This window comes from Cyanobium sp. Cruz-8D1 (genome assembly GCF_024345975.1).
In the GTDB taxonomy this organism is placed as follows: domain Bacteria; phylum Cyanobacteriota; class Cyanobacteriia; order PCC-6307; family Cyanobiaceae; genus Cyanobium.
Genome location: NZ_JAGQCD010000048.1, coordinates 1 through 17,937 on the forward strand (window position 1 = coordinate 1; position 17,937 = coordinate 17,937).

The following is a 17,937-nucleotide window of genomic DNA, read 5'->3' on the forward strand; positions in this document are numbered from 1 at the left end:
TGCGTTGGTGGCTCGTCAGTGGTGCCGGCATCCCCTGGTCCCTGCGCATCGGCGCCAGGGTCTCCAGCACTCACCCCACCGGCCAACGAGCTTGTCGCCGACCGGCCAACTTCATTGTCGCCGGACACCCGGGCGCATCGGTGAACCCGGTACTTCACCGAGCTGTTGATCGGGGTGCGGTGGCGGCTCCTGTGGGCAAACACCTCCTCGCCGCGCGGCTCGCGGAAGGCTTCGAGGCGCTGGCGGCAGAGCTCCAGCAGCGCGTCGCGCTCGGCGTCGCTCAGCTGCTCACCGCCCACCAGGGCATAGGTGCCTCGCTCGCAGCGGGTGATGCCGTTGCCGGTGAGCACCTTGCCCACCATCCGTTTCACGCGTTCGGTGTGGTAATCGATCTGGCTCACGTCCTCCCCCAGGATCCGCCGGGCCACGTCCTGCGCCGGGGGGCCGGGCTGCGGCGGCTCAGCAACTCCATCAGCATCAGCGGTTGGTAGATGTGGCTCATGCGCATGCGCTTGGCGATGTACTCGCGCAGGCGCTGGTAGGTGGCGGAGGGGGGCGGGGGCATGGGGGCTCACGTGCTGGAGCGCTGCCGCCAGAGTTTTGGGTCGCGGCCGCAATGCAGAACCGCCAGCACAACAATGCTGCCCTGCTTGGGAACGGGAAGATAGATAACGCCGTAAGGGAAGCGCCGGATCAGTGCACGGCGGGTGTTTCGATAGCCCACGGCATAGACCTCTGGGTTGCTTCGGATGCGGTGGAAGGCCTGACGCACCTCTTGCAAAAACCTCCGCCCCAGGCCCGGCTCCTGGGCTTCGTACCAACGGGCTGAAGCTTCGAGATCGAGCCGGGCTTCGGGACGGAGCCTCAGCACCATGATCAGAGTGACTGCTCCAGAGCGTCCAGCACGGCGTCGGCATCCAGGCCGGGATCCCCGCTTGCCAGGAACTGCTCCAACCGCTGATCGATCACCTGGCGATCAGTTTCTGTGAGTTCCGGTCCGATCTGCTCGGCGGCGATCGAGTCCCACAAGGTCTGAACCAATTCCAGACGTTGCGCCAGGGGCAGGCTCAGCAGGTCATTCACCACGCGCCGTGCCGGCAGGGCCGGAGAGACCACTTCATCACACGGTAGCGGAGGCCTTCAGATGCGTCGCCGTCGCAGCCCCAGCGCCTTGCCAGCAGCACCCGGCCTCCGCCCCTCCAGCGATCAGAACGAACCGCCCGCGGCGGTGCGCAAACACCTCTTCGCCGCGCTGCTCGCGGAAGGCATCGAGGCGCTGGCGGCAGAGCTCCAGCAGCGCGTCGCGCTCGCCATCGCTCAGTTCGTCGCCGCCGATCATGCTGTCGTGGCCATCGCCATAGGTGGTGATGCCGTTGCCGGTGAGCACCTTGCCCACCATGCGCTTCACCCGTTCGGTGTAGTAGTCGATCTGGGTCACGTCCTCGCCCAGGGCCTAACGTGTGGAAGGCTAGGAATCACCATGGGAGACCAACTCAGCCGTATCACCCTCAATCCAGAAGTGTGCCACGGGAAACCAACGATCCGTGGGTTGCGTTATCCCGTGGAGATGCTGCTCGACCTGTTGGCCGCCGGCATGAGCACGGCTGAGATCCTGGGCGATTATCCCGATCTCGAAGCCGCAGACATCACGGCGGCGCTTCAGTACGCAGCACAACTGGCCCGTGTTAAGAGGGTTGAACGCCTGCCTGCATGAAGATCCTGCTGGATGCCCAGCTGCCTCAATCCCTCGTCAAGCAGCTGGAGCCAATGGGTTGTAATGTGCTTCATACCCTTGATCTTCCCGAAGGCAATCGCAGCTCAGGCAGAACAATCTCTTTCATCGCAGATCACGACGGACGTGTGGTGTTCAGCAAGGATGCTGATTTCATCCAGAGTCATCTCCTGCGTGGTAGTCCTGCCAGGCTGCTGATCGTGGCCACTGGCAACATCAGGAACCAGGAACTGGTTCCCCTGCTGATCGGTGTGTTGCCGGAGTTGATCAGGCTCTTTGAATCCCACGTTCTGATCGAGCTGAGTCGGAAGGCTCTGATTGTGAGGCACCGAGGAGCGCCGGATTCGCCGTCGATCAGATGGGCGCCTCGCTTGCTTTGCAGGGGGATGCCGTTGCCGGTGAGCGCCGGGGCCGGGCTGGCTGTTTCCTGGCAAATCAGCGGCCGAGCAGTTCCAGGAGCATCAGCGGTTGGTCGATGGGGCTCATGCGCGTGCGCTCGGCGATGTACGCGCTCTGGCGAAGGAAGGCAGCAGAGGGGCTGTTGGCCATGGAGCGATGCTGGCGGCTGCCTGGCGCCGGGGCCAGATTTGGTTTTGGGTGGCCCGGCCGGCCATCGCCCCTGCTGGGATCCCGTCTGGCGTGGGCGCTTGGCGGCTGCAGCAACCCGGAGCCGGGTGTGGCTGTGCCGTCCCAATCCCTGCCTTGCTCTTGCTTCCGCCGCGTGGAACCTGCCCAGGCCCTGGGATGTGTACACATTTGGCGGGAGGACGGCGTGGCGGCCCGTATTGGCATCCGTGAACTCAGGGCCAGGCTGGCCTCCCATCTGGAATCGTCCACGCCGATTGAGGTGACCCGCCATGGCCGCACCATTGGCCTCTATGTGCCCCTGCCCCAGCAAGGCAACCTGAGTGATCGGGAGAAGGTGTTGGAGGCTGGCCGGCTGATGCAGGCTGAACTGGCGCGTCTCGGTCTCAGCGAAGACGAGCTCAGTGCCGACTTCAAGGCCTGGCGGAAAGGCCGCCCTGAGCAACCGTCGGCCTGAGGGTGGAGCGCAAGCGCCTGGTCCTGGACGCGAACATCCTCATTCGCTGAAGCCAACGTGGCCGAGGCGACGGCCTACGTGACTGATCTCGCCAGGAAGAGAGGTCTTGATGCAGGGGTCTGCGCTGAGGCTTTGCTCAGCCTGCTGTTGATGGTCCAGGTTGTGGAGAACAGCGTGCTGGGGTCGGCCAAGGAGGAGGCCTTGGCGAGGATCCGCGACAAGGATGACTGGCCTGCCCTGGCGCTGGCGTTGCAATTGGAAGGCGCCATCTGGACGGAGGATCAGGACTTCTTCGGCATCGGCATCGCCAACCCGGCTCCTGGTGTGGGTGGGCCGACCCAGTCCCCGACCCACGCTCGCAGCAACCCAGGGCTGCGGTGCAGCACGGACACCCTCCCGGCAGAATGGAATCCAGATCGAACCCCATGAACAGCACCAGCCCACGGACCGAACAGGTGCTCAGCACCCTGCGGCTCCATCGTGGCGACTGGCGAGAGCGCTTCCACGTGGTGGATATCGGCGTCTTCGGTTCCATTGCCCGTGGCGACGCTCGCCCCGACAGCGATGTCGACGTGTGGGTGCGGCTGGATCCGCTCACCCCCTATGCCCTGGTGCACCTCAAGCAGGAGCTGGAAACGTTGCTGAGCACATCTGTGGATGTGGTGCGGTTGCGCGAGCGCATGAACCCCTCCCTCAAGCAGCGCATCCTTGATGAAGGCCTCCGTCCATGACGGAAGGCTCCGGCCCGTTGCTGGATGACCTTCTGGCTGCCCTTGAACGTGCCAGCAGTAAGAGTCAGCCTCTTCTTCAGGATTCCTCACAAGTCGATTCGGAACTGGGACGAGATCTGCTTGATGTGATTTGCATGCAATTCCTGGCGATCGGAGAGGCTCTCAAACGTTTCGAACGCCACTGGCCTGGTCGTCTGCAGGCTGAATTCCCGTCAGTGGATTGGAAGGGTGCCATGGGGTTTCGCGATATGATCGCCCATCAGTACTTCGATCTCGATAGTGAACAGGTACTGCTGACTTGTGAGCAATCCCTGCCTTCCCTGATCACGGCTGTTCGGGCGTTGCGGCAGAGCCAATGATTTGGTGGGCTTTGGGCCCCGGGCGGCCTGTGAGGCCATCGCCCCTGCTGGGGATCCCTTCTGGCTGTGCCGCCCAGTTCCTTTGCCCAGACAGGGGCAGCATCCCGCCCACCACTGCAAGACTGGTGCCATCGGAGGGCGCCATGCAGGAAATCCTTTTCGTGGTCGAGGAAGCGGAGGATGGTTCCTACCGGGCCAGTGCCGCCGCTGCCGCCATCCATACCGAAGCTGACACCCTTGAGGAGCTCCATCAGGCGATCCGCGACGCGGTCGTCTGCCACTTTGATCCCGGCGAGGCGCCCCCCCTGATCCGCCTCCATCACGTGAGGCAGGAACTGCTGGCCCTGTGAGGATTCCGCGGGACGTCAACGGCCAGCTCCTGGCCGAGCGCCTGCGGCGGCATGGCTACCAGTTGACGCGTCAAACAGGCAGTCACATGCGGCTGAGCCGAAGCTCTGGGGGCCAGCCGCAGCACCTCACCATTCCTGCCCACAAGCCCCTCAGGGTCGGCACCTTGCGGCAGATCCTCAAGGACGTGGCCGCTCAGTTGGGCTGCTCGATCGAAGAACTGCTCGGAAGCCTGGATCTTTGAGGGCTGGGGCCTTGTGGCCGATCTTTCGGATAAGCACTGGGTCCACCATCCGCCATGTCAGCGCGTGATCGCCTTCGCCCGGCCCCACTGCCTGGCGTGCCTACGTCCAGCGGGGGCAAGGTAACAGTGTGATCAGGTCGTTTCGTTGCCGCGACACCCAGGCCCTCTTTGAAGGCAAGCCGGGGCGCCGCTTTGGAAGCTTCGCTCGCACCGTCTTCTGCAAGCTCGCTTTCCGCAGGCTCGCCATCCTCGATGCGGCCGCCTGCCTCAAACGATCTACAAGTTCCACCAGGCAATCGCCTGGAGCCGCTCAGGGGGAACCGCCATGGCCAGCACAGTATCCGCATCAACGACCAGTTCCGGCTCTGCTTTGTCTGGACGGAAGCAGGGCCAGAAGAGGTCGAGATCGTTGACGTCCACTGACGTGATGCTCGTGCCCCCGGGCGAGGTGCTGCTGGAGGAGTTTCTGCGGCCAATGGGGATCAGCCAGTACCGGTTGGCGCTGGCAATCGGCGTACCGCAGAGCCGCATCAACGCCATCGTCAAAGGGCGGCGGGCGATCACTGCCGACACCGATCTGCGCCTGTGCCGTTTCTTCGGCCTGAGCGAGGTCTTCTGGCTGCGGATGCAAGGGAGCCATGATCTGAAGCAGGCCAAGCAGGCCTTGGAAAGCGTGCTGCCGGCAATCGTGCCAATCCAATCAATGGCGTGAGCAGGCCTGGCGGTTCAGTGCCAGCAGATGCCGCCCTCTGCGTCGCTCAGCTGCTCGCCGCCCACCAGGGCGACGGTGCCCTTCTCGCAGCGGGTGATGCCGTTGAAGGTGAACCTTGCCCACCATGCGCTTCCCAGGATCCGGCGGGCCACGACCTGCGCCGAGGCCGGGCAGCCTCTTGCCAGGCAACACCGTGGCCGAGCAGTTCCATGAGCATCAAAGGCTGATCGATGTGGCTCATGCGCATGCGCCTGGCGATGAACTCGCACGCCCTCAGCCAAGCCTTGCGGGACGCCCTTGCGTGCGTCGTTTGTACTAACGTTGTCCAGCTACTCAAGGTGGAGATCGTTCGCCATGGCTGCTATCGGAGCTTCGCCTCCTGCGCGCTCAGCCCGGCTTGGTCTGCGCGCCACGCCGGAACAGGAAGCGGTGCTGCGCCGTGCCGCCGAGGTGGCCCACAAGTCGCTCACCGACTTCATCCTCGACAGCGCCTGTCTCGCTGCCGAGCAGACGCTCCTTGATCAGCGCCTGTTCATGGTCTCGGGCTCCCAGGCCCAGGCCCTGATTGCTCTGCTGGACCGCCCCGCACAGGCCAATGAGGGTCTGCGTGACCTGTTCGCCAGCCAGGCACCCTGGGACGCCCAGTGACCTGGCTGCAGCCGGAGCCGCTGGCCGCCCAGCACCGGCTGGAAGGCTTTGACTGCGGACAGCCCACACTGAATCACTGGCTGCAGCACCACGCTCGCCAGGCGCAGACCAGTGGCTCGGCCCGAACGTTCGTCGTCGCCGACGAGGAGAACCGCGTCGCCGCCTATTTCAGCCTCACCGTGGGCCAGGTCGACACGGTGGAGGCGCCAGGGCGCATCCGTTTGGGCATGGGGCGATTTCCGCTGCCCGTGGTCATCCTGGCCAGGCTCGCCGTGTCACGGGAGAACCAAGGACGTGGCCTCGGTGTCGGGATGCTTCAGGACGCGATCCGTCGGACGCTGGTGATCGCTGAGCAGGCCGGAATTCGGGCGATCCTGACCCATCCCATCGACGAAGCCGCGGCACACCTCTACACCCGATTCGGATACACCGCATCACCACTGCGCCAGCAGCAACTGCTTCTGCTGCTCAAGGACGCGAGGAAGATCCTCCGGTGAGCATCTTCCCCACCATCCGTCCGGCGATGAACGCGCGCAGGGATGGTCCGCCCCCAAGTAGCCCCCCCGACCAGGACGCGCTGCCGCCAAGGCGGCGACCGGTCACCAAACCGCTGCCAGAGTGGGCGGGCTTACGGCGCTCCATGCCCTACCAAGGCCCGCCCCTGGCCCACATCGCCTGCTCCTCCCTCGTGTTGGCCGCCCTGTTCGAGCGGCTGCGGGATGCATGGCTCCAGCCGACGGATCTGGGCTCGGTGCGTCTCTGCATCAGCGGCGGCGACAAGGTGCCCCATCAGCTGCAGGAGGAGTTCCGAGCATCCGGCCGTGGATCTGGTGGGGGTGATCGGCATCCAGGACCCGGTGCACGGCGAGAACGTGCGGGCCTACTTGACCCTCCGCCCGGATCAGCCCGCCCCCAGCGAAGCCGAACTGATCGCCTTTGCCCGGGCCCGGGTGGGCTACAAGGCGCCGGAGGAGATCCGCGTGCTCGAGCAGCTGCCGCTCACCCCGGTGGGCAAGACCGACCGGCTGGCCCTGCGGCAGCTGGCGGCGGATGGGCTGCATGACGCTTGAAGCCTCCCTGCTCGCCTGGATCGGCCTGTCCCTGCAGGAGGTCGAGCCGGGGCTGCTGGCCCTGGTGGCCGACGTGTCGGGTCGCCTGCAGGTGGCCGAGGACGGCATCTTGCTGTTCGTCTTCCCTCCCGCGCTTCGGAGGCGGCTGTTGGCCCTCAGCGGCCGCCGGCGCCTGCAGGCCCGGCTGCAGGTGGTCCTGCGTCTGGCCGCCCGGCTGATCCGGCTCAGCTTCGGGCTGGTGCTGGTGTTGGTCACCACCCTGGTGGTGGTCATCCTGCCGGTGTTGCTGATCGTGCGGCTGTTCACCAGCGACGATGGCGACGATGTCGGCCTGGCGTTGCTGCAGGGGCTCGCCCAGGTGCCTGTCACCATCCTGGATCTGCTTGTCTGCGGCATCTGGGCCCCGGCGCGCGAGGGTTCCTCCTCCGTCACGCTGCAGCAGCTGTGGAGGCTCCTCTGGGACCTGCCCGGCGAGGGCGCCGATCCGGTCTCCCTGGGCTTCCTCAGCGCCGTGTTCTCGATCCTGTTCGGCGATGGCGATCCCAACGCCCGCCTCGAGCCGCTGCGCTGGCGCCGCATCGCCGCCTTCCTGCGCCTGCACGGTGGCGTGGTGATCGCCGAGGACCTCGCCCCGCTGCTCGATCTGCCCGACTGCCCCTGCGATCCCGATCGCCGCCGTGACCTCGCCGATGCCGCCATGCTGCCGGTGCTGCTGCGCTTCGACGGCCGGCCCGAGGTGAGTGAGGACGGGGACCTGATCTATGGCTTCCCCTCCCTGCCCGCCAGCGCCGCCGGCGTTGATGGGCCGGTGCCGCCCCTGCGTGAGCGGGCCTTTCGCTTCAGCCGGGCCGGAGTCGGGCAACGGGTCGCCTACGGCCTCGCCGTCGGGGCCCTGCTGGTGCTCTCGCCGTGGCTGCTGGCGATCACGCCCGCCTGGCGGCCCCCGGTGGCCTGGCTGGCGCGATTCGCCATCGGCTACGCCCTGGTGCTGCTGCTCCTGCCCCTGGCCCGCCTGCCGCTGCAGCACTGGCGCAACCGAGCCATCGCGGCCCGCAATCTCCGCCGCCAGGCCTGGGCCCAGGCGGCCCGCCACGCCGATCCCCAGCTCAAGCGGCGCCGTGCCGCCGCCCGCTGTCTGGGCGCCACCGAGGCCGGCCGGCCGGAGCCGCGCCTCGTGTATGACAGCGGCCGCGATCTGCTGGAGCAGACCATCGACGACCTGGGCCCAGGGACCCGGCCGACCGCCTGACACAATCCACGCTCGCCTGTGCCCAGCGAAAGACAGGACCGTTCTCGGCAGAGAGGCGACCCTGCAGGCGATCAAGCGGGGCTCCATCACGGTCACGCCCTTCGATCCCGAGCGGCTGGGTCCAGCCTCGCTCGACCTCACCCTTGCCCCCACCGTTCGCGTCTTCCGCAAGGTGCACGGGGGGATCAAGGTGCGCGTGCACACCGATTACCGGCAGCTCACCGAGACGATCGTGGTGCCCCCTGGCCAGCAGATCCTGTTCATGCCGGGCGAGACGGTGCTCGGCATCACCCGGGAGCGGCTGCGCCTGATGGTTAACATCAGCCCCCCCTTCATGGGGCCGGGGATCGACAGCCTGCAGGAGCTGGAAATGAGCAACTTCGGTCCCGCTCCGCTTGCCGTGCATCCCGGCACCGCGGTCTGCCAGTTCGTGTTCCAGAGGCTGCTGGGCAGCGAGAGCTACGCCGGCCGCTTCGCCGGCCAGACGGAAGGCTCCTTCTGACCGACTCGGCTGCCGCTGCTGACCCGCGATCTCCCCACCCACAGGTGCGATGCGGAGGATCGTGGGCAATGCCGAATCAGAAAATCCCCAGGGTTTTCTTCTTGCAGTAGCCCGCTCCGATGTTCATCCATCCCGACAGACAGGGCTTCCCATAGGTGGGCCTGACTTGGTAGTCAATGGGTGAGACGCAATGCTGCTTCAGATCATTCACATAACCAAGCGGACATTGGTCGTTGCCCGGCAGTTTGGGAATCCGCTTCTGTGCCACGGCTGGGCTCGGGCTCAGCAGCGGAAGGGCCACAAGCACGGCGGCCAGATGGAGGCGTGGTTTCTGCATCTGGAGGGTGTTCTGCTGCTCAAACCCTAGGAGTCGGTTGCCGGTGGCGCCGTTTGTCGGCACGGCTGCCTCACCTGTAAGCAGATGTGGGGACGATCGGCTTCATGGGACTGGTTCAGTTTCTTGGGGCCACCCCACTGGGTTGAATCGCCACGGTTGGAAACAGATCCAGAGGCTTGCGATCGAAGGTCAGCAGCGGGCACCCCAGACCCTGCGCCAGAACCACAAACTCGGCGTCGTAGCTGGAGCAGCCCGAGCGGATGGCGACCTCCAGCACGGCCCCGCCATCCATGGGCCATTCCCTTGGGGTCAGCCGCTCAGCCGCTTCTCGCCATAGGCCCAGAGACGTTTCGGTGCTCAGTCGATCCGCGCGCACGTACGTCTGCAGAACATGGCGAAATTCCGATTGCCAGAGTGATGGAAGCCGCCAGTCCTCGTCCTGTCGCCTCAGACCCTGCACCACCGCCGTGTGCGCCGTGGGCAGAAACAGGCAGGCCAGCACGTTGGTGTCTGCAACAAGCATCAAGGCCTGTCCCGTACCACCGCTGTCACCAGGTCGTCCACCGGGATCGGGTTCCCCCTCACCTGGGCACGCAAGGCGTCCACGCGCTCCAGCCAGGCCTCGAGGTCGGCGGGCGCCTTGGCTTCCTGCTCAAGGCAGAGGATGGCTTCGCTGTTGAGGCTGCGGCGGTGTTGCCTGGCACGCAGTTTGAGCCGGGCCACCAGTTCGTCGGGCACGTTACGCAGGGTGAACGTGGCCATCGATCGGGTCGACAGGGCTGATGGCATTCTGACGGCAAAATGCAGGCGCTTTATGGAGTCGTTGGCAGCGCCTTCGAGATGACGGGCTCGTAGCCGCGGGGCAGCAGGTTCCAATCGGCGTTGAAGACGTGCACCCGGCGGGTGGCCTTGCCTTCGGTTTCGAACAGCAGGCCCGCATGGGCCCAGGCCAGCGCACTGCCCGCCAGGTTGCGCACCTCGAAACCCTGGACCCGCAGTTCCCTGGTGTAGATCCCGCTGCGCAAGCCGATGGTGCAGTAGGGAACCACGACCCAGGAGCGGTAGCGGGCGCTGTTGCGCTCGAAGTCCTGCTTCGTGATGGCCCCCGGCAGCATCGAGACGCGCTGTTCGTGCGGCTCGCGCACATCGACCAGCACCGCAGGCCGGTCCTTGGGCCGATCCAGCCACTCGGCCACGGACATGTCCGGTTGGCCGGGAAACAGCAGACGCTTCATGCCCCCGTAGCGGCGCCCCACCTCGACCGAAAGCGCGCTGTCGGCGGCACCCGCTGCCGGCCCGCCACGGCCCACCCCGATCCCGTGCAGCACGGAGGCGGCGGTGGCGGTGGCGGCGGCGGCCAGGGCGGCGGCCAGCCGCCAACGCCGGAACAGACCTGGGGGTGTCATGGCGGGGGGGGCTTCTGGCACCGGCAGCTTCATGGGCTCCAGCCTGGCGCAGGGACTGCCACGGCAGCGTTTGTCGCTGGCCCTCAGACTGATCCTGCACGACCTGCCCAGCGCGCGGGCACGACACCCCAGCCATGACCGACCCAGCCCTGCCGCCGATCGCTGGCTCAGAAGCGGAGATCCTCGCCCTGGTGCAGCAGCCCGGCCCGGTGTTTCTGCCGCAGACCAACCTCAAGCTGGAGCAGATCCGTTCCGGGTTTGCCTGCGCGCTCCACATGCACCAGCCCACGATTCCAGCCGGGGCGCATGGCGAGCTGATCTCCCATCTGCAGTACATGTTCGAGCACCAGGGAGAGGGCGACAACCACAACGCTGAACCCTTCGCGCAGTGCTACAGGCGCCTGGCCGACATCCTTCCCCAGCTGATTGAGGAGGGCTGCAATCCTCGGATCATGCTGGATTACTCGGGCAATCTGCTCTGGGGACTGCAGCAGATGGGCCGGCGCGATGTGCTTGATGCACTGAAGCGGCTCGCCTGCGATCCTGCCCTCCAGCCCCATGTGGAATGGCTCGGCACCTTCTGGAGCCATGCCGTGGCCCCCTCCACCCCCATTCCCGATCTCAAGCTGCAGATCCTCGCCTGGCAGCACCAGTTCGCGGCCCTGTTCGGGTGGGACGCCCTGGCGCGGGTGAAGGGCTTTTCGCCACCGGAAATGCACCTGCCCAACCATCCCGACACGTTGTTTCAGTTCGTCAAAGCCCTCAAGGAGTGCGGCTACCGCTGGCTGCTGGTGCAGGAGCACAGCGTTGAAAACCTCGATGGCACCAGCCTGTCTCAGCAGCAGAAATACCTTCCCAATCAGCTGCTGGCACGCAACTCCAGCGGTGAGGAGATGTCGATCACGGTGCTGATCAAGACCCAGGGCTCCGACACCAAGCTGGTGGGCCAGATGCAGCCCTGCTACGAAGCCCTGGGGCTGGGCCGGCAGGCGCTGGGAGCCACCACGGTGCCGTCGCTGGTGACGCAGATTGCCGATGGCGAGAACGGCGGCGTGATGATGAATGAGTTCCCGTCCGCCTTCCTCCAGGCCCATCACGCCATCGCCGCCAAGGGGAGTGAGCAAGCCACGGTGGCGATCAACGGCACGGAATATCTCGAGGTGCTGGAGGCCGCCGGCGTGTCAGCCAGCGACCTCCCGACGATTCAGGCGGTGCACCAGCACAAGCTCTGGCAGCAGCTGGGGGCCTCCTCCACCTCCTTACCCACTCCCGAGGCCACCACAGCGGCCATCGCCCTGCTCCAGGCCAGCGACCCCGCCTTCTCGATGGCCGGCGCCTCCTGGACCAACGACCTCAGCTGGGTGGAGGGCTACGCCAATGTGCTGGAGCCGATGAACCAGCTCAGTGCCCGCTTTCACCAGCTGTTCGATCCTCTGGTGGCCCAGGATCCCGGCGTGACCCAGACCCCCCGCTATCAGCAGGCGCTGCTCCACCTGCTGCTGCTGGAAACCAGTTGCTTCCGTTACTGGGGCCAGGGCACCTGGACCGACTACGCCAGCGAGATCCACCGGCGTGGTGAAGCGGCGATGGTTAACCGCTAGCCGCCCCGATCAGTTGTGATCGTCCTCTTCTGGAGATCCTTCCGCGAAGGGCACCACTTCCGGGAAGTATTTGGCCATGCAGGCGTTGCAGACGCCATGGGAGAACTCCACGTTGTCGTGGCTCTTGATGAAGGCCTCAACCGTCCCCCAGTAGCCCTGATCGTTGCGGATGCCCTTGCAGTAAGAGCAGATCGGGATCAGCTGCTCCATCACGTCGATACGCTGCAGGGCGCTGGCGAGTTGATCGGAGACCCGTTTCAGTTCCAGCTGCAGCACCACCTGGTGGGCCAGGGTCTCCAGGGACCGGATCTGCAGGAAGCTGAGCTCACGGGGCCGTCGATCGATGACGCAGAGGGAGCCGATACGGGCGCCGGATGGGGTGCACAGCGGTACCCCGGCGTAGAAGACGATGTTGGGCTCGCTGCAGACCAGCGCGTTATCCCGGAAGCGTTCATCCTCTCGTGCATCTTTCACCACGAGGGTCTTGTCGCCAAGGATGGCGTGGGCACAGAAAGACACATCGCGGCTCGTTTCGCTGACATCGAGGCCGAACCTGGATTTGAACCACTGGCGATCGGCATCCACCAGGCTGATCAGGGCGACGGGTACATCGCACAGCTGGGCGGCCAGGAACGTGATGTCGTCGTAGGACTGCTCAGCCTCCGTATCAAGGATGCGGTAGTCCTTGAGAGCCTCCAGGCGGGCCGTTTCGCGGGGAGACACTTTCGCGGGCATGGGCAGCCGTATCACCTGTTCAAACGTTCGCAGGGTCCCGTGATGGACCGGACAGCGGTTCATATCTCCTCATCCCCCTTGGCTGCTGCTGCCGGCTCGGGCGCGATCGGGTGGCCGCCGCAGTAGGCAAGGAAACGGCCGCGCAGTGAGGTCCCCTGGCTGGCTGGTTGTCCCGTGCGTTCGGCGCTTCTGGGTTGGCCCAGCCCGACCCCGATAGCGCCACGGCCGACTGGAGCCGCCAGCGCGCCCCAGCTGAAGCTGCGCCGGCTCGTGCCTGAGATCTACGACGCCTATGTGTTCATCGTCACGCCCGAAGGGCTTCGCTTCACGATCGACAGCACCTACTACATCCAGAACCAGGGTTCCCCCGCCAGCGCCGTGAGTGTTGGCGATCTCTCTACCGCTCCGTCGAACGACGCGCTTGAGGCCTTCCACTTTGGGTTCATCACCGTCAGCACCAAGCCCTACACGGACGACTTCGGATCCTTCCTGAGTGGTGTACCGCTATCCGCAACAACGACGGGGAGCTGGTGGGCTTGGTTGGGATCGATTTCTCGTTCGCCCAACTGCAACGCAAGCAATGTCCGCTGCAGCTCACCTATCTGCTCGGCCTTGTCGGTAGCGCCGGATTTTCGGTTCTGGCGGCCAACTTTCATCGCCGCAGCCTCAAGGCCCGGGCCCGGGCCTTCCAGTCCATGCTCGCCGCCGACCGCGCCAAGAGCACCTTTCACGCCACCCTGAGCCACGCGATCCATACCCCGCTCAATGGGGTCATCGGCATGACGGGGCTGGTGCTGGCCAGCGCGCTGTCCGCCCAGCAGCGGGAGTGCCTTGACATCGCCCACAGCTCGGGGGAATCGCTGCTCGCCCTGCTCAATGAAATCCTTGATTTCACCAAGATCGAGTCCGGAAGCTTGCAGCTGGAACTGGCCCCATGCCAGCTGCGCCCCCTCCTCGAGGAGACAGTCGCCACCTGCACGAGCCTGGCCCAGGCCAGGTCATCTGCACCGACGTCATCCGCCTGCGCCAGATCCTGCTCAACCTGATCGGCAATGCGATCAAGTTCACCGAGGCTGGCAGCGTCGTGGTCAGCGTTCAGCCTGTGGCCCGTACGGTCAGGGAGCAGGTGAGCCAACCGGAGCCAGACGCGTGGCCCCTGGCGTTCTGCGTCACCGACACCGGTGTCGGCATTGCCGCCGACCAGATGGGCCAGCTGTTCCAACCCTTCCGCCAACTCGCCAGCGCGACCAACACGCCCCAGGCCGGCAGCTCGTGGCGGCCCTCGGCGGCACGATCCAGGTGCAGAGCAGCCCGGGCCGCGGCAGCGTCTTCAGCTTCACCCTGCCGGTGGAAGCGGTGGCCGCCGCTCCTGCCCCGGCTACGCCGCCCTTGCTGGCGAGCCCGGCGGGGCGGAGCCACCTTCGCGGCCAGCTATCCCCTGCGCCTCCTGGTGGTGGATGACAGTGCCGTGAACCGGCGCCTCTGCGAACTGATGCTGCGGCGTCTCGGTGACGCGCCGGAGTCCGCCGTCGATGGCCAGGAGGCCCTCGAACGGCAGCCACTGCTTGAGCCGGATCTGATCCTGATGGATGTGCAGATGCCCAAGCTCAATGGTCTGGAAGCCACTCGCCGCATCCGCGCCGCCAGCGGGCGGGCGCAGCGGCCCTGCCTCGTGGCCGCTGCGCCCGCCCGCTGGCACCAGCCCTCCCCCTAGAGGATCTGGCTCAGGGCAGGGTGAAACCGGAGGTGTTGAGGTGCTTGAGGTCGAGCAGCACCACCGTGAACCAGACCAGCAGGGCCAGGCCGCCGAGCGAGCCGATCACGGCCAGCAGACCCACGATCACCGACTTGGAGGAACCGCTGTCGTTCGGCACGGGCAGGGAGCAAGCTTGCGCCACTTTCCCATGGCCGGGCCAGGGCCGCGGCGGGGTTCTCATCCGACCGCCTCGGCCCCCGGCAGCGGTGTGGCCTCTCCGCCTTCGGAACCATCGCCGGCATCGGCCAGCACCAGGCGCAGCAGCACAGGCGCCAGGAAGGTGGTGCCCATCACCATCAGCAGGATCGCCGCCTCCAGGGACGGCCCCAGCACCCCGGTCTGGGTGCCCAGCCCCAGAAAGATCAGGCCCACTTCGCCGCGGGGCATCATCCCCAGCCCCACCGCCAGCCGGTTGGTGGGCCCGGGGCTGATGTAGCTCCAGCCGGCCGCCACCTTGCTGACCACGGCGGCCGCCAGCAGGAAGCCCGCCATCACCAGCCCCTCGTGGTTGGCGGCGTTGAAGGGGTTGAGCACCGACAGGTCCATGCCACTGCCGATCAACACGAAGAAGAAGGTGGCGAACAGGGCCACCAAGGGCTTCACCGCCTCCTCGATGGCGCGCCGGTGCCGCGAGGCACTCAGGATCAGGCCACCGGCGAAGGCCCCCAGGGCCGCCTCCAGCCCGAAGGCCTGGGCCGCGAAGCACGACAGCGACAGCACCAGGAAGGCCGCCACCACCACCTCGCCAGGGGCGCGCAGGCGATCGAGCAGCCCGTCGAAGGCGGGGGCGGCGGTGCGGCTGAGGAACAGGGCCACGACCACGAACACCCCCGCCGCCGCGATCAGCTTCAGGATCGGGCCAAGGCTGAAGCCTTCACCGCCCGCCAGGGCCACCACCACGGCCAGGATGACGATGCCGAGGATGTCATCGAGCACGGCGGCGCCGATCACCGTCTGCCCCTCGCGGGTGCGCAGGAACTTCAGCTCCCCCAGCACGCTGGCGGTGATGCCGATGCTGGTGGCGGTCATGGCGGCCCCGGCGAAGATCGCCGGCAGCAGCGGCACGCCGAACAGGAACTGCAGGCCGGCGGTGCCCAGGGCGAAGGGCAGCACCACACCGGTGAGCGCCACCGTGATCGCCTGTCCCCCCACCGCCATCAGTTCATCCAGTTCGCTCTCCAGGCCGGTGAGGAACAGCAGGGCCAGCAGGCCGATCTTCGCCACCGCCTGCAGGTTGGTGAAGCTGTGGTCGTAGATCTCCTGCACCTGCTCCGGGCCCACGTGGGCCAGGGCGGCGATCGTGTGCTCGGCGAAGCCGTTGAGCTGGCCGCCCAGCTCCGGCGCCAGGATCAGATGCAGCCCCGAAACGCCGATCAGCACCCCCGCCACCAGCTCGCCGAGGATGGCCGGCAGGCGGAAGCGCACCATTAGCTCCGCCAGGGCCCGGGCGGCGAACAGGATCACGATGAAGCGGCCCACTTCGATCAGCGTCTCGGCCGCCTCGATCTGGTGGCCCCCGGTGGCAAGCAACAGGGAGGACATGTCCATGGCGGGCCGGCTGGGGCGATGGCGAAATCCTTACACCCCCGCAGACTCAAGGGCCAGCCGGGCCAGGAGACTGCAGCGATGGCAAGGTACAGGCGCTCAACGCGGCAGCCCCGCCGGCAGGGCCGGCTCCGGCCCGGCGACGTTCCACCGGAGGGCCGGCCGGCGATCTCCTGGGGTGTGGTCGTGGCGGTGGGTCTGCTGCTGGCCGGGGTGCCGATGCTGCTCTTCAATCAGCAGCACTCCGGCGATCCGCTCAAGATCCGCCGCGAACTGCGCAAGTTCTGAGCCCCCACGCCCCGTGACCCAGTCCTGCCGCCGCCGCTGGTCCGGTTCGTGCCGCCCGGGGAGCGCATCGCCACCTTCGACCAGGACGGCACCCTCTTGGTGGAGCAGCCGGTCTACCCGCAGGTGCGCTTCATCCTCAAGCGGGTGCCCGGGGCGGTGCCCACCAGGGGGGAACTGGAGCGGCTGGCGGCCACCGCCCTCAGTGGCATGCCCCTGGAGACTTTCCGCTCCGACGTACGCCAGTGGCTGGCCACGGCCCGCCACCCCCGCTGGCAGCGCCCCTACACCGAGCTCACGTACCAGCCGATGCAGGAGCTGCTCCGCTACCTGCGGGCCCACGGCTACAAGACCTACATCGTCACCGGCGGCGGCCAGGACTTCGTGCGTGTCTATGCCGAGCAGGTGTACGGCATCCCGCCGGAGCAGGTGATCGGCAGCGCCGGCGCCACCCGTTACGGCTACGACAGCCAGGGCCGGCCCTTCCTGACCAAGGAGCCCCGGCTGCTGCTCAACGACAACGACGCCGGCAAGCCGGAAGGCATCCAGCTGATGATCGGCCGGAGGCCGATTGCCGCCTTCGGCAACTCCACCGGCGACCGGCAGATGCTGGAGTACACCAAGGCCGGCGATGGGCCGCGACTGGCGATGCTGGTGCTGCACGATGACGCCGCCGCGACTATGCCTACGGGCCGGCCCTGGGGCTGCCGGACACCCGGGTGGGCCGGTTCACCCAGGAGCTCCACGACCAAGCCCACCGGCAGGGTTGGATCGTGATCAGCATGAAGAACGATTGGAGGCGGCTCTTTTCCTTCGACCGTTGACGGTCCCGATCCCCACCGCGCTCTAGGGTCGAAACCCGTCGATGCACAGCCGTGAACGTTCTGGTCGTCTCTCTACTGGGCGCCGCGCTCGCCATCGGTGGTGGTTCAGCCGCTGAGGCCCAGGAGCGCTGCACTTTCCTGCAGCCGATTGGCGGCAACGGCAGTTCACCGATTGTGTCCAAATCGGTGGGAGCGGCCAAGGTCACGCCGATTGGAATGGCCTTTGGCCGCACCAACTGGAACACCGACTTTCTGGTCGACCAGCCCTATGCCAGCTACAAGTTTTTCTTCACCGCCAACAGCTCCGACCCCAACGCCAAGTACCCCGTTGAGGGCTACATGAAATTCAGTGACGGCAGCAACCTGCAGGTGATCAACGACGTCATGAATCCACCGATCGGCACCGGTCGCATGTTCGGCCCCTTCCCCACCATTGTGGGCAAACAGGCCAGCCAGATGAACTTCAAGGTGGGGGCCAGCAGCGACCCCGGTGCCCTGGGCTTCAGCTACCGGATCTCGGTGCAGGGCTGCCAATAGGGCCTGCTCCGATGCTGCGGCCCCTGCACCGCCGCCGACTCCAGGAGATGGAGAGCTGGTTCCAGCAGCCGGCCGATCAACGCAGCGAGGCCAACGGCTACCTGGCGGCCTGCGTGGCCACCAAGGCACTGGTGGGGGAGTCCGCCACCTGACTGCCCGACACATCTCATCCGAGACGGTCATGCGACAGCCAGCAGTTGGGACTGGCGTGGCCGTGGCGGCAGGTCAATCCGCGTGAACCAGGGCTGTTTCTGCCGTCGTTGGACGCCGCGGC

Annotated in this window: 33 protein-coding genes and 2 pseudogenes; 22 read left to right on the plus strand and 13 right to left on the minus strand. The window is 66.5% G+C overall.

Annotated features, from left to right (window positions below):
• The 5 genes and pseudogenes from KBZ33_RS18455 to KBZ33_RS18475 all read right to left on the minus strand — a co-directional run.
• Nucleotides 1-428 (minus strand): annotated as a pseudogene (locus KBZ33_RS18455) (hypothetical protein); the annotation flags it as partial.
• Entirely contained in the window at nt 398-565 is a 168-nt protein-coding gene (locus KBZ33_RS18460) for a hypothetical protein (protein ID WP_254954937.1), read from the minus strand. The gene KBZ33_RS18460 and the pseudogene KBZ33_RS18455, both read right to left, overlap by 31 nt.
• A gap of 6 nt (nt 566-571) precedes the next feature.
• Nucleotides 572-874: a type II toxin-antitoxin system RelE/ParE family toxin gene (locus KBZ33_RS18465; protein ID WP_254954936.1), complete on the minus strand. Its 303-nt coding sequence runs from the start codon at nt 872-874 to the stop codon at nt 572-574.
• A 2-nt stretch (nt 875-876) separates the two neighbouring features.
• Nucleotides 877-1,116 carry an addiction module protein gene (locus KBZ33_RS18470; RefSeq protein ID WP_254954935.1) on the minus strand — a complete coding sequence of 80 codons (240 nt, stop codon included), beginning with the start codon at nt 1,114-1,116 and terminating at the stop codon, nt 877-879.
• Between the two features lie 4 nt (nt 1,117-1,120).
• On the minus strand, nt 1,121-1,438 hold the full coding sequence (locus KBZ33_RS18475) for a hypothetical protein (protein WP_254954933.1): 318 nt from the start codon (nt 1,436-1,438) through the stop codon (nt 1,121-1,123).
• Nucleotides 1,439-1,480: 42 nt separating this feature from the next.
• On the opposite strand from KBZ33_RS18475, the gene KBZ33_RS18480 reads away from it, so the two are divergent.
• From KBZ33_RS18480 to KBZ33_RS18520, 10 genes and pseudogenes are all read left to right on the plus strand, one after another.
• Nucleotides 1,481-1,714 (plus strand): DUF433 domain-containing protein, encoded by a 234-nt coding sequence (locus KBZ33_RS18480; protein ID WP_254954932.1) that lies wholly within the window; start codon nt 1,481-1,483, stop codon nt 1,712-1,714.
• A 53-nt stretch (nt 1,715-1,767) separates the two neighbouring features.
• Nucleotides 1,768-1,968 (plus strand): annotated as a pseudogene (locus KBZ33_RS21920) (DUF5615 family PIN-like protein); the annotation flags it as partial.
• A 536-nt stretch (nt 1,969-2,504) separates the two neighbouring features.
• Nucleotides 2,505-2,774 carry a prevent-host-death protein gene (locus KBZ33_RS18485; RefSeq protein WP_254954931.1) on the plus strand — a complete coding sequence of 90 codons (270 nt, stop codon included), beginning with the start codon at nt 2,505-2,507 and terminating at the stop codon, nt 2,772-2,774.
• Nucleotides 2,775-2,831: 57 nt separating this feature from the next.
• Nucleotides 2,832-3,203, plus strand: coding sequence for a PIN domain-containing protein (locus KBZ33_RS18490; protein WP_254954930.1), 372 nt, complete (start codon nt 2,832-2,834; stop codon nt 3,201-3,203).
• Nucleotides 3,200-3,505 carry a nucleotidyltransferase family protein gene (locus tag KBZ33_RS18495; protein ID WP_254954928.1) on the plus strand — a complete coding sequence of 102 codons (306 nt, stop codon included), beginning with the start codon at nt 3,200-3,202 and terminating at the stop codon, nt 3,503-3,505. Before KBZ33_RS18490 ends, KBZ33_RS18495 begins: the two co-directional genes overlap by 4 nt.
• Nucleotides 3,502-3,864, plus strand: a complete 363-nt coding sequence (locus KBZ33_RS18500; protein ID WP_254954927.1) for a DUF86 domain-containing protein — start codon at nt 3,502-3,504, stop codon at nt 3,862-3,864. The genes KBZ33_RS18495 and KBZ33_RS18500 overlap by 4 nt, the downstream gene beginning before the upstream one ends.
• 143 nt (nt 3,865-4,007) lie before the next feature.
• Entirely contained in the window at nt 4,008-4,214 is a 207-nt protein-coding gene (locus KBZ33_RS18505) for a 2-oxoisovalerate dehydrogenase (RefSeq protein ID WP_254954926.1), read from the plus strand.
• A complete protein-coding gene (locus tag KBZ33_RS18510; RefSeq protein ID WP_254954925.1) occupies nt 4,211-4,456 on the plus strand; it encodes a type II toxin-antitoxin system HicA family toxin in 246 nt (81 codons plus the stop codon). The genes KBZ33_RS18505 and KBZ33_RS18510 overlap by 4 nt, the downstream gene beginning before the upstream one ends.
• A gap of 252 nt (nt 4,457-4,708) precedes the next feature.
• Nucleotides 4,709-4,879, plus strand: coding sequence for a type II toxin-antitoxin system RelE/ParE family toxin (locus KBZ33_RS18515; RefSeq protein WP_315859235.1), 171 nt, complete (start codon nt 4,709-4,711; stop codon nt 4,877-4,879).
• Nucleotides 4,866-5,168, plus strand: coding sequence for a HigA family addiction module antitoxin (locus KBZ33_RS18520; protein ID WP_255011895.1), 303 nt, complete (start codon nt 4,866-4,868; stop codon nt 5,166-5,168). Before KBZ33_RS18515 ends, KBZ33_RS18520 begins: the two co-directional genes overlap by 14 nt.
• A gap of 14 nt (nt 5,169-5,182) precedes the next feature.
• On the opposite strand, the gene KBZ33_RS18525 is transcribed toward KBZ33_RS18520, so the two are convergent.
• A complete protein-coding gene (locus KBZ33_RS18525) occupies nt 5,183-5,320 on the minus strand; it encodes a hypothetical protein (protein WP_254954923.1) in 138 nt (45 codons plus the stop codon).
• A 202-nt stretch (nt 5,321-5,522) separates the two neighbouring features.
• Between KBZ33_RS18525 and KBZ33_RS18530 the strand changes: the two genes are divergently transcribed.
• From KBZ33_RS18530 to KBZ33_RS18550, 5 genes are all read left to right on the plus strand, one after another.
• Entirely contained in the window at nt 5,523-5,816 is a 294-nt protein-coding gene (locus tag KBZ33_RS18530) for a DUF1778 domain-containing protein (protein ID WP_254954922.1), read from the plus strand.
• Nucleotides 5,813-6,313: a GNAT family N-acetyltransferase gene (locus KBZ33_RS18535; protein ID WP_254954921.1), complete on the plus strand. Its 501-nt coding sequence runs from the start codon at nt 5,813-5,815 to the stop codon at nt 6,311-6,313. Before KBZ33_RS18530 ends, KBZ33_RS18535 begins: the two co-directional genes overlap by 4 nt.
• Before the next feature lie 324 nt (nt 6,314-6,637).
• Entirely contained in the window at nt 6,638-6,886 is a 249-nt protein-coding gene (locus tag KBZ33_RS18540; protein ID WP_315859236.1) for an AMP-binding enzyme, read from the plus strand.
• Entirely contained in the window at nt 6,876-8,135 is a 1,260-nt protein-coding gene (locus KBZ33_RS18545) for a hypothetical protein (protein WP_254954920.1), read from the plus strand. Before KBZ33_RS18540 ends, KBZ33_RS18545 begins: the two co-directional genes overlap by 11 nt.
• Nucleotides 8,065-8,637 (plus strand): dCTP deaminase domain-containing protein, encoded by a 573-nt coding sequence (locus KBZ33_RS18550; RefSeq protein WP_254954919.1) that lies wholly within the window; start codon nt 8,065-8,067, stop codon nt 8,635-8,637. Before KBZ33_RS18545 ends, KBZ33_RS18550 begins: the two co-directional genes overlap by 71 nt.
• A 76-nt stretch (nt 8,638-8,713) precedes the next feature.
• Here KBZ33_RS18550 and KBZ33_RS18555 read toward each other — a convergent pair whose 3' ends face one another.
• The 4 genes from KBZ33_RS18555 to KBZ33_RS18570 all read right to left on the minus strand — a co-directional run bounded on the left by KBZ33_RS18555 (nt 8,714) and on the right by KBZ33_RS18570 (nt 10,413).
• The gene (locus tag KBZ33_RS18555; protein WP_254954938.1) at nt 8,714-8,974 is read right to left on the minus strand and encodes a hypothetical protein; all 261 of its coding nucleotides are present in this window, start codon (nt 8,972-8,974) and stop codon (nt 8,714-8,716) included.
• A 115-nt stretch (nt 8,975-9,089) separates the two neighbouring features.
• Complete coding sequence (locus KBZ33_RS18560; RefSeq protein WP_254954918.1) at nt 9,090-9,497, minus strand: type II toxin-antitoxin system VapC family toxin; 408 nt, start codon at nt 9,495-9,497, stop codon at nt 9,090-9,092.
• Nucleotides 9,497-9,736 (minus strand): FitA-like ribbon-helix-helix domain-containing protein, encoded by a 240-nt coding sequence (locus tag KBZ33_RS18565; RefSeq protein WP_254954917.1) that lies wholly within the window; start codon nt 9,734-9,736, stop codon nt 9,497-9,499. Before KBZ33_RS18565 ends, KBZ33_RS18560 begins: the two co-directional genes overlap by 1 nt.
• Before the next feature lie 50 nt (nt 9,737-9,786).
• Nucleotides 9,787-10,413, minus strand: coding sequence for a rhodanese-like domain-containing protein (locus KBZ33_RS18570; protein WP_255011897.1), 627 nt, complete (start codon nt 10,411-10,413; stop codon nt 9,787-9,789).
• Nucleotides 10,414-10,514: 101 nt separating this feature from the next.
• Between KBZ33_RS18570 and KBZ33_RS18575 the strand changes: the two genes are divergently transcribed.
• A complete protein-coding gene (locus KBZ33_RS18575; RefSeq protein ID WP_254954914.1) occupies nt 10,515-11,981 on the plus strand; it encodes a glycosyl hydrolase family 57 in 1,467 nt (488 codons plus the stop codon).
• Between the two features lie 9 nt (nt 11,982-11,990).
• On the opposite strand, the gene KBZ33_RS18580 is transcribed toward KBZ33_RS18575, so the two are convergent.
• Nucleotides 11,991-12,716 carry a GAF domain-containing protein gene (locus KBZ33_RS18580; RefSeq protein ID WP_254954912.1) on the minus strand — a complete coding sequence of 242 codons (726 nt, stop codon included), beginning with the start codon at nt 12,714-12,716 and terminating at the stop codon, nt 11,991-11,993.
• Nucleotides 12,717-13,252: 536 nt separating this feature from the next.
• Here KBZ33_RS18580 and KBZ33_RS18585 point away from each other — a divergent pair.
• On the plus strand, nt 13,253-13,762 hold the full coding sequence (locus KBZ33_RS18585) for a HAMP domain-containing sensor histidine kinase (protein ID WP_254954911.1): 510 nt from the start codon (nt 13,253-13,255) through the stop codon (nt 13,760-13,762).
• Complete coding sequence (locus KBZ33_RS18590; protein WP_254954910.1) at nt 13,651-14,430, plus strand: response regulator; 780 nt, start codon at nt 13,651-13,653, stop codon at nt 14,428-14,430. The genes KBZ33_RS18585 and KBZ33_RS18590 overlap by 112 nt, the downstream gene beginning before the upstream one ends.
• A gap of 10 nt (nt 14,431-14,440) precedes the next feature.
• Here the strand turns inward: KBZ33_RS18590 and KBZ33_RS18595 are convergent, their stop codons facing one another.
• On the minus strand, nt 14,441-14,590 hold the full coding sequence (locus KBZ33_RS18595) for a hypothetical protein (RefSeq protein WP_254954908.1): 150 nt from the start codon (nt 14,588-14,590) through the stop codon (nt 14,441-14,443).
• A gap of 59 nt (nt 14,591-14,649) precedes the next feature.
• Nucleotides 14,650-16,020, minus strand: coding sequence for a cation:proton antiporter (locus KBZ33_RS18600; RefSeq protein ID WP_254954907.1), 1,371 nt, complete (start codon nt 16,018-16,020; stop codon nt 14,650-14,652).
• Nucleotides 16,021-16,098: 78 nt separating this feature from the next.
• Here KBZ33_RS18600 and KBZ33_RS18605 point away from each other — a divergent pair, with 78 nt between their 5' ends.
• From KBZ33_RS18605 to KBZ33_RS18620, 4 genes are all read left to right on the plus strand, one after another.
• Entirely contained in the window at nt 16,099-16,305 is a 207-nt protein-coding gene (locus KBZ33_RS18605; RefSeq protein WP_254954906.1) for a hypothetical protein, read from the plus strand.
• 48 nt (nt 16,306-16,353) lie between these two features.
• Nucleotides 16,354-17,079 (plus strand): HAD family phosphatase, encoded by a 726-nt coding sequence (locus KBZ33_RS18610; protein ID WP_254954905.1) that lies wholly within the window; start codon nt 16,354-16,356, stop codon nt 17,077-17,079.
• Between the two features lie 98 nt (nt 17,080-17,177).
• Nucleotides 17,178-17,663 carry a hypothetical protein gene (locus tag KBZ33_RS18615; RefSeq protein ID WP_254954904.1) on the plus strand — a complete coding sequence of 162 codons (486 nt, stop codon included), beginning with the start codon at nt 17,178-17,180 and terminating at the stop codon, nt 17,661-17,663.
• Between the two features lie 11 nt (nt 17,664-17,674).
• Nucleotides 17,675-17,815, plus strand: coding sequence for a hypothetical protein (locus KBZ33_RS18620; RefSeq protein ID WP_254954903.1), 141 nt, complete (start codon nt 17,675-17,677; stop codon nt 17,813-17,815).
• Nucleotides 17,816-17,937: the final 122 nt, after the last annotated feature.

Bases quoted from the DNA above. Each gene is read 5' to 3' on its own strand.
- KBZ33_RS18480 (WP_254954932.1), top strand. From the start codon at position 1,481: ATGGGAGACCAACTCAGCCGTATCACCCTCAATCCAGAAGTGTGCCAC.
- KBZ33_RS18500 (WP_254954927.1), top strand. From the start codon at position 3,502: ATGACGGAAGGCTCCGGCCCGTTGCTGGATGACCTTCTGGCTGCCCTT.
- KBZ33_RS18495 (WP_254954928.1), top strand. From the start codon at position 3,200: ATGAACAGCACCAGCCCACGGACCGAACAGGTGCTCAGCACCCTGCGG.
- KBZ33_RS18575 (WP_254954914.1), top strand. From the start codon at position 10,515: ATGACCGACCCAGCCCTGCCGCCGATCGCTGGCTCAGAAGCGGAGATC.
- KBZ33_RS18565 (WP_254954917.1), bottom strand. From the start codon at position 9,736: ATGGCCACGTTCACCCTGCGTAACGTGCCCGACGAACTGGTGGCCCGG.
- KBZ33_RS18545 (WP_254954920.1), top strand. From the start codon at position 6,876: ATGACGCTTGAAGCCTCCCTGCTCGCCTGGATCGGCCTGTCCCTGCAG.
- KBZ33_RS18555 (WP_254954938.1), bottom strand. From the start codon at position 8,974: ATGCAGAAACCACGCCTCCATCTGGCCGCCGTGCTTGTGGCCCTTCCG.
- KBZ33_RS18620 (WP_254954903.1), top strand. From the start codon at position 17,675: ATGCTGCGGCCCCTGCACCGCCGCCGACTCCAGGAGATGGAGAGCTGG.
- KBZ33_RS18530 (WP_254954922.1), top strand. From the start codon at position 5,523: ATGGCTGCTATCGGAGCTTCGCCTCCTGCGCGCTCAGCCCGGCTTGGT.
- KBZ33_RS18590 (WP_254954910.1), top strand. From the start codon at position 13,651: ATGCCAGCTGCGCCCCCTCCTCGAGGAGACAGTCGCCACCTGCACGAG.
- KBZ33_RS18605 (WP_254954906.1), top strand. From the start codon at position 16,099: ATGGCAAGGTACAGGCGCTCAACGCGGCAGCCCCGCCGGCAGGGCCGG.
- KBZ33_RS18515 (WP_315859235.1), top strand. From the start codon at position 4,709: ATGCGGCCGCCTGCCTCAAACGATCTACAAGTTCCACCAGGCAATCGC.
- KBZ33_RS18570 (WP_255011897.1), bottom strand. From the start codon at position 10,413: ATGAAGCTGCCGGTGCCAGAAGCCCCCCCCGCCATGACACCCCCAGGT.
- KBZ33_RS18600 (WP_254954907.1), bottom strand. From the start codon at position 16,020: ATGGACATGTCCTCCCTGTTGCTTGCCACCGGGGGCCACCAGATCGAG.
- KBZ33_RS18550 (WP_254954919.1), top strand. From the start codon at position 8,065: ATGACAGCGGCCGCGATCTGCTGGAGCAGACCATCGACGACCTGGGCC.
- KBZ33_RS18560 (WP_254954918.1), bottom strand. From the start codon at position 9,497: ATGCTTGTTGCAGACACCAACGTGCTGGCCTGCCTGTTTCTGCCCACG.
- KBZ33_RS18465 (WP_254954936.1), bottom strand. From the start codon at position 874: ATGGTGCTGAGGCTCCGTCCCGAAGCCCGGCTCGATCTCGAAGCTTCA.
- KBZ33_RS18460 (WP_254954937.1), bottom strand. From the start codon at position 565: ATGCCCCCGCCCCCCTCCGCCACCTACCAGCGCCTGCGCGAGTACATC.
- KBZ33_RS18580 (WP_254954912.1), bottom strand. From the start codon at position 12,716: ATGCCCGCGAAAGTGTCTCCCCGCGAAACGGCCCGCCTGGAGGCTCTC.
- KBZ33_RS18505 (WP_254954926.1), top strand. From the start codon at position 4,008: ATGCAGGAAATCCTTTTCGTGGTCGAGGAAGCGGAGGATGGTTCCTAC.